Source organism: Pseudomonas sp. GZD-209, assembly GCF_049310485.1.
Lineage (GTDB): Bacteria > Pseudomonadota > Gammaproteobacteria > Pseudomonadales > Pseudomonadaceae > Aquipseudomonas > Aquipseudomonas sichuanensis.
Genome location: NZ_JBMOWQ010000297.1, coordinates 1 through 8,479 on the forward strand (window position 1 = coordinate 1; position 8,479 = coordinate 8,479).

Here is an 8,479-nt window from a genome sequence, read left to right on the forward strand (position 1 = left end):
ATCGCGTCTTCCAGGACGGTGGTGTAGTAGTGCTCCTGAGTGCCCTGGGCCGAGGTGCGGTACCACTTGATCTCGATCTTGGTCATGCGCTCGCCCGAGGTCAGGGCAGCCAGCAGCAGCGGCGAAGCCTTGTCGAAGACCTTGGTGATCTTCACTGGCTTGTGCACGCGCTGGCCGGTCGGCTGGCCGGACTGCGGGTCACGCGGGATGATCACTTCGTGCTCGAAGCCCTGGACCATGACCTGGTCTTCGTGGCCTTCCTGGTAGGTGTTGCCCACCGAGTCGGCGGTGAACGCGCCAGCGGTGATCAGGCCTTGTTTTTCGCCAGTGACGGACATGTAGGCGGGAGTTGCCATGCGTGTTGCTCTCCATGCGTTGAGAAAGTCGCCCGGTGGCAGAAAGTTGCCAACTGGGGGACTGGCATCCTTACAAAAGCTGTGCCAGATAACTTCTATTCTTAAAAATCAATACATTAAGAAAGTTCAGCATTCGTTTGGATGGGCTTTTAAGAAATCACCATTCAAAAGTTGCGCAACTTCTTGCGCAGTGCTGGCAAAAAGTTGCGCACATGGCTGAAGAGCCCGCACCGCAATGGCTGTAGCGCTTTACAGGGCACTTTTTGACATTCGAAGTGCGCAACTTCTTGCGCAGTTGAACCTGACGCCAGATCTGCCGAGTCGCCGAGAGAGAGACGATACCGAAGCGATCCTAGTGTGGTGTTTCAGGAATACCACTTAAAATCATTTGCTCAGCGCTCGTGCCGCGCGAGCGACTGAGGCAAGGATGTTCTCGGCCTTCTTGTGCCACCGAAATGGCTTCGGGTTTTGGTAAATGTCGGGGGCTGCTGCGCAGCCCTTTCCGACCGGTCCGGCGCCCCGGCAAGGCCGCTCCTACAGGGCCATCAACAACGGCAAAATTTCCCTCGGATCGGTTTGAACATCACCCCCTTTCTGGCCTCCAACGTTTGATGCCTATGCCATCTTTCGCCAGGAGCCCTGCCATGCTCACTCGCTCCCCCGCAGCGCCATGAAGATGCCCTGCCGCGCCCCCAATGCCTGCCTGCAACTGGATTACGTCCGCGACACCCTGTTCGGCCCGGTGGCGTCGAGCGTCGAATGCCAGGCACAACTCGCTGCCCTCACCCTGCAAGGCCGCCCCGCACTACGCCTGCATATCTGCCCGCCGCTGCCGGACAAGGTCGAACGCGCCCACAGCGTTGCGTTCGTCTGGGATGGCCGCAGTTACCACGGCGTGGTCCGCGAGCAAGGCAAATGCGGTGACGGTGGCTTGAACCTGCTGCTCGAACTGCAATAAGGCGATCAACGGCGGCGAATTCAGCTGAACCCGCCGCGATCCCGACGCCTCCATTGAAAGAGGATGCGCGCTACTGCGCCCGCCCCTGGAGGAGAACGCCATGAACAGCCCGCTACTCAAGCTCTTCACCGACCCAGCCGACGCCTGGATCGACATCCGCCGCGCCGAGGAAGACCATCCCCAGCAATACCTGCCGCGCCTGCTGCTGCTCGCGCTGATCCCCGCCCTGTGCCTGTTGGTCGGTACCACCACCTACGGTTGGAGCCTGGCAGGTGAGGACCGCGTGCGCCTGAGCCTGGTCAGCGCCGCGCAACTGGCCGGGCTGCTGTACGCCACCACCGTGGGCGGGGTGATGCTGATGGGGGTGATGATCCGCTGGATGTCGCGCGGTTTCGATGTGCAGCCCAACCTCAACCAGTGCATCGGCTTTGCCGCCTACTGCGCTACACCCTGGTTCGTCGCCGGGGTGGTCGGCCTGCTGCCGATGCGCTGGCTGGCGTTACTGGCGCTGCTGGCAGCCAGCGCTTACGCCAGCGTGCTGCTGTATGGCGGTTTGCAGACATTTTTGCGCCTGCGCAAAGAGCAGGCCATGCTGTTCGCGACCTGTGTATGGGGGGTGGGCCTGTTGCTGCTGGTGACCATCCTGGTGGCGATGATCCTGTTCTGGTTCAACGGACTGATGCCGGAATACGTGCGCCCGGCCAGCCTCGGCTGACCGGGCACCTCGCGCTCAGGCAATGGCCTTGAGCGGCTGCGCCTGCGCGTGGTGGTGCTGTTTGAGCTGCGCCACCAGCGCCACCAGGTCACGGCAACTGTTGAGGCTGGCCACCGACACTTCGGTGGTGAAGCACTCTCCCAGGTTGTCGCCCTGGCTCAGGCGGATGGTGAGGTGTTCGCCGTCCGGGCAGCTCACCTCGCAGTGATCGGGCAGGCAGCCCTGTTCGATCATCTGCCGCATCTCAAGCATCGAAACGCCTATCAACGACATGGTACGACCCTCTCTATGCTGGATGGCCTGTTGTGTGGTTACGCCGTAAACCGGCGCAGTGCCAATTGATATTGCCCATGCCCTGGGGTTGGTCCATTCGCCCGGGCAATGATGACGCGCAAGATCCTCTAGCACCTTAGTGGAAGAACACGACCCTGCAGCCAGGGTTCGATCAATGACGGCAACTTGGCGACAGATGGCAGGCACATGACCGTTCGTCCCCGGTCACCCGCATCGGGTAAAACTTTTCCGTCCAGGCGCGGCTCCCACAATCAGGCATGGACCCGCTTGACCAAAGGAACCCCGATGATCGACGCCAAACTCTACGTGATCGACTACGCACTGCACGGCCAGCACAAGACGTTCATCATCCGCGCCGAGCGGATGGACAACGCCGAAGCCTGGCACTGGGCCAGTTGCGATGCCGGTGTGGGCCGTATCGGTCGCTACGACCGCGAAAAGATCCGCAAAGTCAGCCGGCCCATGGCCGAGCGCTACGGCATCAGCGAAGTCAGTTGGCGCCAATCGGGCCATTGAGCGCCAACGACGCCCACAGGTGCTGCGCCGCATAAGCGCGCCATGGCCGCCAGGCCAAGGCCCGCTCGGCCAGCAGCACCTGCGGCCCCTCCAGCAGGCGCAGGGCCTTGACCAGCGCCACATCGCCCAACGGCAAGGCATCCCTGGCCCCCACCTGGCGCAGTGCCAGGTAGTGGGCACTCCACGGGCCGATGCCCTTCAGGCTGCACAAACGTGCGAGCACCGCGTCCAGGGTTTGCCCAGGCTGCAACAAGTTCGGCTGCTCAAGCAGCGCCCTGGCCAGGGTGCCGAGGGTTGCCGCCCGCGCCCGTGGCATACCCAGCCCTTCGAGTTCAGCAACTGCCACTGCCGTGGCCGAGGGGAATACGTGGCTCAGCGCCGCCGTCTCCACCTCCAGCAATGCCCCATACCGCGCCACCAGGCGCCCGGCCAAGGTCATCGCCCCGGCCACGCTGATCTGCTGGCCGAGCACCGTGCGCATGGCCTGTTCGAAAGCATCCCAGCCCTGAGGTACACGCAAACCGGGGCGCGCAGCGAGCAGCCGCGCCATGAGCGCGTCGCCGGCCAGCCCGGCGGCAATCTGTGCGGGGCGCGCATCCAGGTCGTATACCCGGCGCAGGCGTGCGATCAGCCCCGGCAACAGCGCCGGCGCCACTTCATGCAGGCGCACCTGCAGCCAGGGGCCTGCTACCGGGGTCGCTTCCAGCACGCCGTGCCGGCCGGCATGCACAAAGCTGCGCCGGTACACGCCATCGGCGAAGGTTTCGATACCGGGGATGCAACGCGCAGCCAGGAAGGCCTGGGTCGAGGGCCAGTGAAAGGGCGGCTGGTAGCGCAGCCAGAGCAAATGCACGCCGCCCGGGCGCAGGGCGCGGCGGACGGCGTGGAGGGAAGAAAGACGGGTCATGGAGTAATGCCAGTCAGTTAAGCCAATTGGGGTCGCTACGCGACCCTTCGCGGGTAAACCCGCTCCCACAGGATCGCTCAAAGTCTGAATCGAGCGCTGTACTTGTGGGAGCGGGTTTACCCGCGAAGGGCTGCAAAGCAGCCCCAATAAGCGATGAAGCGGCATTAGGGCATGGGGGCATCATGCGCGTTGCCAGAGGCAATGGCGAGTGCCCCGGCCACGGTTACTGCGCCGCTGGCGGCACCACCTCCTCATCGCGCCGATGCGCCCACTGATACAACGCCGGCAGCACCAGCAAGGTCAGCGCGGTGGACGACAGGATGCCGCCAATCACCACGGTCGCCAGCGGCCGTTGCACCTCGGCGCCGGTGCCGGTGGCCAGGGCCATGGGGATGAACCCCAGCGACGCCACCAATGCGGTCATCAGCACCGGGCGCAGGCGGGTCAGCGCGCCCTCCTCGACCGCCGCACGCAGCCCGCGGCCCTCTTCGCGCAGGTTGCGGATAAAGGCAATCATCACCAGGCCGTTGAGCACTGCCACCCCCGACAGCGCGATGAACCCCACCCCCGCCGAGATCGACAGCGGGATATCCCGCAGCCACAGCGCCAGCACGCCCCCGGTCAGGGCGAACGGGATACCGGTGAACACCAGCAGGCCGTCCTTGAGGTTGTTGAACATCATCAGCAGCAGCGCCATCACCAGCAGCAACGATACCGGTACCACCACCCGCAGGCGCTCGGCGGCCGACTGCAGCTGCTCGAACTGGCCGCCCCAGCGGGTCCAGTAGCCCGGCGGGATCTGCACCTTGTCGATCAGCGCCTGCGACGCCTCTTCGACGAACGAGCCGAGGTCACGCCCACGCACGTTGGCGCTGACCACCACCACCCGCTTGCCGTCCTCGCGGCTGATCTGGTTGGGGCCCAGTTGCAGGTTCAACGTAGCCACCTGGGACAACGGGATGAAGCCAATCTGCGTGGCGCCGCTGGCGGCACTGGCGGGCACCGGGATCAACAGGCTGGACAGCCCGTCCACATCGGTGCGCAGGGTTTCGGGCAGTCGCACCACCATGTCGAAGCGGCGGTCGCCCTCGTACAGGGTGCCGGCACTGCGCCCGCCCACGGCGATGGCGATGGCGTCCTGCACGTCGCCCACGTTCAGGCCATAACGTGCGGCCTTGTCACGGTCGATGTCGATGGTCAGCACCGGCAGGCCGGTGGTCTGCTCGACCTTCACTTCCGAGGCCCCCGGCACCTGCTGCAGGCCGGCCGCGATCTGCGCGGCGGTGCGGTTGAGCACCTCCATGTCGTCACCGAACACCTTCACCGCGACATCGCTGCGCACCCCGGAGATCAGCTCGTTGAAACGCAGCTGGATCGGCTGCGACAGCTCGTAGTTGCTGCCCGGCACGCTGGCTGCAGCGCGTTGCACTTCGGCGATCAGCTCATCCCGCGGTTTGCCCGGGTCTTGCCATTGCTCGCGCGGCTTGAGCATCACGTAGGCATCGGAGATGTTCGGCGGCATCGGGTCGGAGGCGATTTCCGCCGTACCGGTACGGGCGAACACCCGCTCCACTTCCGGCACCCGCTCGATGATGGTTTTTTCCAGGCGCTGCTGCATGTCCACCGACTGCGTCAGGCTGGTGCCCGGCACACGCAAGGCCTGCAGGGCGAAGTCGCCCTCGCTGAGGCTGGGGATGAACTCGCTGCCCATGCGGTTGGCCAGCACGCCCGACAGCAGCACCAGGGTAGCGGCGCCGGCAAAGGCCAGGTTGCGCCGGCCCAGCACCCAGTCCAGCACCGGGGCGTAACGGCGGCGCGCGGCGCGCATCACCACGCCCTCCTCTTCCTTCACCTTGCCGGTGACGAACAGCGCGATGGCCGCCGGCACGAAGGTCACCGAGAGGATCATCGCCCCCAGCAGCGCCAGCACCACGGTGAAGGCCATGGGGTGGAACATCTTGCCCTCGACCCCGGTCAGGGCAAAGATCGGCAGGTACACCACCATGATGATCAGTTGCCCGTAGATCAGCGGCCGGCGCGCCTCGCGGGCGGCGGCGAACACTTCATGGAAGCGCTCGGCACGGGTCAGGATGCGGCCATGGCGCTGCTGGGCGTGGGCCAGGCGGCGAATGGCGTTCTCGACGATCACCACCGCGCCGTCGACGATGATGCCGAAGTCCAGGGCGCCGAGGCTCATCAGGTTGGCGCTGACCTTGTTGCTGAACATGCCGGTAAAGGTGAACAGCATCGACAACGGAATCACCATGGCGGTGATCAGCGCCGCGCGGATGTTGCCCAGGAACAGGAACAGCACGGCGATCACCAGGATCGCGCCTTCGATCAGGTTCTTCTTCACCGTGGCGATGGCTTTTTCGACCAGGTTGGTGCGGTCGTACACGGTGACCGCCACCACGCCCTTGGGCAGGCTGCGGTTGACCTCCTCCAGCTTGGCGGCCACGGCCTGGGACACTGTGCGGCTGTTCTCGCCGATCAGCATGAACACCGTGCCCAAGACCACCTCACGGCCGTTCTCGGTGGCCGCGCCCGAGCGCAACTCCTGGCCCAGGCCCACCTCGGCCACATGGCTGACGCGGATCGGCGTGCCATCGACACTGGAAATGACGATGTTGGCGATGTCTTCGGCTGAAGCCACCTGGCCCGGCGCACGGATCAGCAGCTGTTCACCGTTGCGCTCGATGTAGCCGGCACCGACGTTGGCGTTGTTGCGCTCCAGGGCGCCGATCAGGTCGTTGAGGGTGAGCTTGTAGGCCGCCAGGCGCTTGGGCTCCGGCGCGATCAGGTACTGCTTGGCATGGCCGCCGATGCTGTTCACCTCGGCCACGCCCGGCACGTTGCGCAGCTGCGGCTTGATGATCCAGTCCTGAATCACCCGCAGGTCGGTGGCGGTATAAGGCGTGCCGTCGTCCTTCAGCGCGCCGTCCTTGGCCTCCACGGTCCACAAAAAGATCTCGCCCAGGCCGGTGGAGATCGGCCCCATGGCCGCCTCGATGCCTTCGGGCAACTGCTCGCGAGCCACCTGCAGGCGCTCGTTGACCAGCTGGCGGGCGAAGAAGATATCGGTGCTGTCATCGAAGATCACCGTCACCTGCGACAACCCCGAGCGCGACAGCGAGCGGGTCTGCTTGAGGCCCGGCAGGCCGGCCATGGCCGTTTCGATGGCAAAGGTGATGCGCTGCTCGGTCTCCAGCGGTGAATAACCGGGCGCGGCAGTGTTGATCTGCACCTGGACGTTGGTGATGTCGGGCACCGCGTCGATGGGCAGTTTCTGGTAGCTGTGGATGCCCACGGCGGCCATCAGCACCACGGCGAGCATCACCACCAGGCGTTGCTCGATGGCGAACTGGATCAGGCGTTCGAACATGTCAGGCGTTCCCGGTCAGTGGCTGTGTTCGGCCGAGCCTTTGCCCAGCTCGGACTTGAGGACGAAGCTGCCGGCGGCAGCCACCTGGGTACCGGCGGCGAGCCCCTCGTGGATCTCCACCTGGCCATCATCGCGGCGGCCTGGTTTTACCGGGCGTGCCTCGAAGCCTTCTTCGGTTCGGGCGAACACCACGGTCTGCTCTTCCCAGGTTTGCAGGGCCGCTTCGGGCACCACCACGGCCGCGTCGAAACGCTCGACGGTGACGGCGATGTTGACGAACAGTCCCGGGCGCCAGGCGCCATTGGGGTTGGCCAGGGTGGCGCGGACGGTGGCGGCGCGGTTCTGCTCGCCCAGCAGGCTGCCGACGTAGTTGACCTTGCCTTGCACCTGCGCGCCGAGGTCCGGTGCGCTGACGGTCACGCCACGGCCGCTGACCACCTTGTCCAGGTCGCGCGGGGCCACGGCGAAGGTGGCCCAGACCCGGCTCAGGTCAGACAGGGTGAAGGCGTTGCTGGTCTCGTCCACCACCTCGCCGACGGTCAGGTGTTTCTCCACCACCACCGCATCGAACGGCGCGCGCAGCTCATAGCGGTTGCCCTTGCCGGCCGGCGCCACGGCGGCGACCTTCTGCCCGGCGTTGGCGGCGGCGATCTCGGCCTCCTGCAGCGCCTGGCGGGCCTGCAGGTAGTCCTGCTCGGCGCTGATGCGCTCCTGCCACAGCTGCTTTTCGCGCTCGAAGGTCAGGCGTGCCAGTTCCAGACGGCGCTGGGCCGCCTGCTGCTCGCTGCGCAGTTCGGAGATCTGCTGGCTGGCGATTACCGCCAGCACCTGGCCGCGCTTGACCGCCTGGCCGAGGTCGGCGTGCACCGACTCGACCACGCCGGGCACCCGGGGCACGACGTGGGCGGTGCGGTCCTCGTCGAAACGGATCTCGCCGGGGAAGCTGATGGCGGTGCCCAGGGTTTGCGGGCCAGCGGTGACCAGCTGCACGCCGGCGGCCTGGATCTGTTCGGCGGTGAGGTGCAGTTGGCCCTCCTCTTCGGCGTGGTCTTCACCTTCGGACGCACCGTGGCCGTGGCCATCGTCCTTTTCTTCGGCATGGCCGTGGTCTTCTTCGCCATGCTCATCGTGCTGGGCCTGGGCACTGGAGGCCTGGCCGAGGGTGCCGGTCCAGGCCAGGCCGCCGAGGCCGAGGGCGGCCAGGGCAGCGGCGAGGATCGCGAGTTTGCGGGGGTTGGTCATGGAGGCTCCTGCTGGGGGAAATCGTCAGTTGCAATTCGGGCCCCATCGCGGGGGGGGGGACACACCCCCACAACACAAAAACAAACACACGGAGCAGGAGGGTTTCCTC

General features: G+C 65.6%; 8 protein-coding genes. 3 read left to right on the forward strand and 5 right to left on the reverse strand.

The genetic code is table 11. From position 1 onward, the window contains the following. A partial coding sequence (locus ACO6VM_RS27380; protein WP_422404068.1) for an Hcp family type VI secretion system effector occupies positions 1 to 356 on the reverse strand: 356 nt, incomplete at its 3' end. A gap of 670 nt (positions 357 to 1,026) precedes the next feature. Here ACO6VM_RS27380 and ACO6VM_RS27385 point away from each other — a divergent pair. Then, a complete protein-coding gene (locus ACO6VM_RS27385) occupies positions 1,027 to 1,314 on the forward strand; it encodes a hypothetical protein (protein WP_347151283.1) in 288 nt (95 codons plus the stop codon). Between the two features lie 100 nt (positions 1,315 to 1,414). Then, entirely contained in the window at positions 1,415 to 2,029 is a 615-nt protein-coding gene (locus ACO6VM_RS27390) for a Yip1 family protein (protein WP_401060738.1), read from the forward strand. A gap of 15 nt (positions 2,030 to 2,044) precedes the next feature. Here the strand turns inward: ACO6VM_RS27390 and ACO6VM_RS27395 are convergent, their stop codons facing one another. Next, entirely contained in the window at positions 2,045 to 2,302 is a 258-nt protein-coding gene (locus ACO6VM_RS27395; RefSeq protein ID WP_125858397.1) for a DUF1652 domain-containing protein, read from the reverse strand. A 306-nt stretch (positions 2,303 to 2,608) separates the two neighbouring features. On the opposite strand from ACO6VM_RS27395, the gene ACO6VM_RS27400 reads away from it, so the two are divergent. Beyond that, positions 2,609 to 2,839: a DUF6555 family protein gene (locus ACO6VM_RS27400; RefSeq protein WP_401060735.1), complete on the forward strand. Its 231-nt coding sequence runs from the start codon at positions 2,609 to 2,611 to the stop codon at positions 2,837 to 2,839. On the opposite strand, the gene ACO6VM_RS27405 is transcribed toward ACO6VM_RS27400, so the two are convergent. The 3 genes from ACO6VM_RS27405 to ACO6VM_RS27415 all read right to left on the reverse strand — a co-directional run bounded on the left by ACO6VM_RS27405 (position 2,814) and on the right by ACO6VM_RS27415 (position 8,370). Further along, complete coding sequence (locus ACO6VM_RS27405; RefSeq protein WP_401060733.1) at positions 2,814 to 3,746, reverse strand: DNA-3-methyladenine glycosylase family protein; 933 nt, start codon at positions 3,744 to 3,746, stop codon at positions 2,814 to 2,816. The two genes, ACO6VM_RS27400 and ACO6VM_RS27405, sit on opposite strands and share 26 nt — an antisense overlap. Positions 3,747 to 3,969: 223 nt before the next feature. Further along, positions 3,970 to 7,128, reverse strand: a complete 3,159-nt coding sequence (locus tag ACO6VM_RS27410) for an efflux RND transporter permease subunit (RefSeq protein ID WP_401060731.1) — start codon at positions 7,126 to 7,128, stop codon at positions 3,970 to 3,972. Positions 7,129 to 7,143: 15 nt separating this feature from the next. Continuing rightward, positions 7,144 to 8,370 (reverse strand): efflux RND transporter periplasmic adaptor subunit, encoded by a 1,227-nt coding sequence (locus tag ACO6VM_RS27415; RefSeq protein ID WP_401060729.1) that lies wholly within the window; start codon positions 8,368 to 8,370, stop codon positions 7,144 to 7,146. Positions 8,371 to 8,479: the final 109 nt, after the last annotated feature.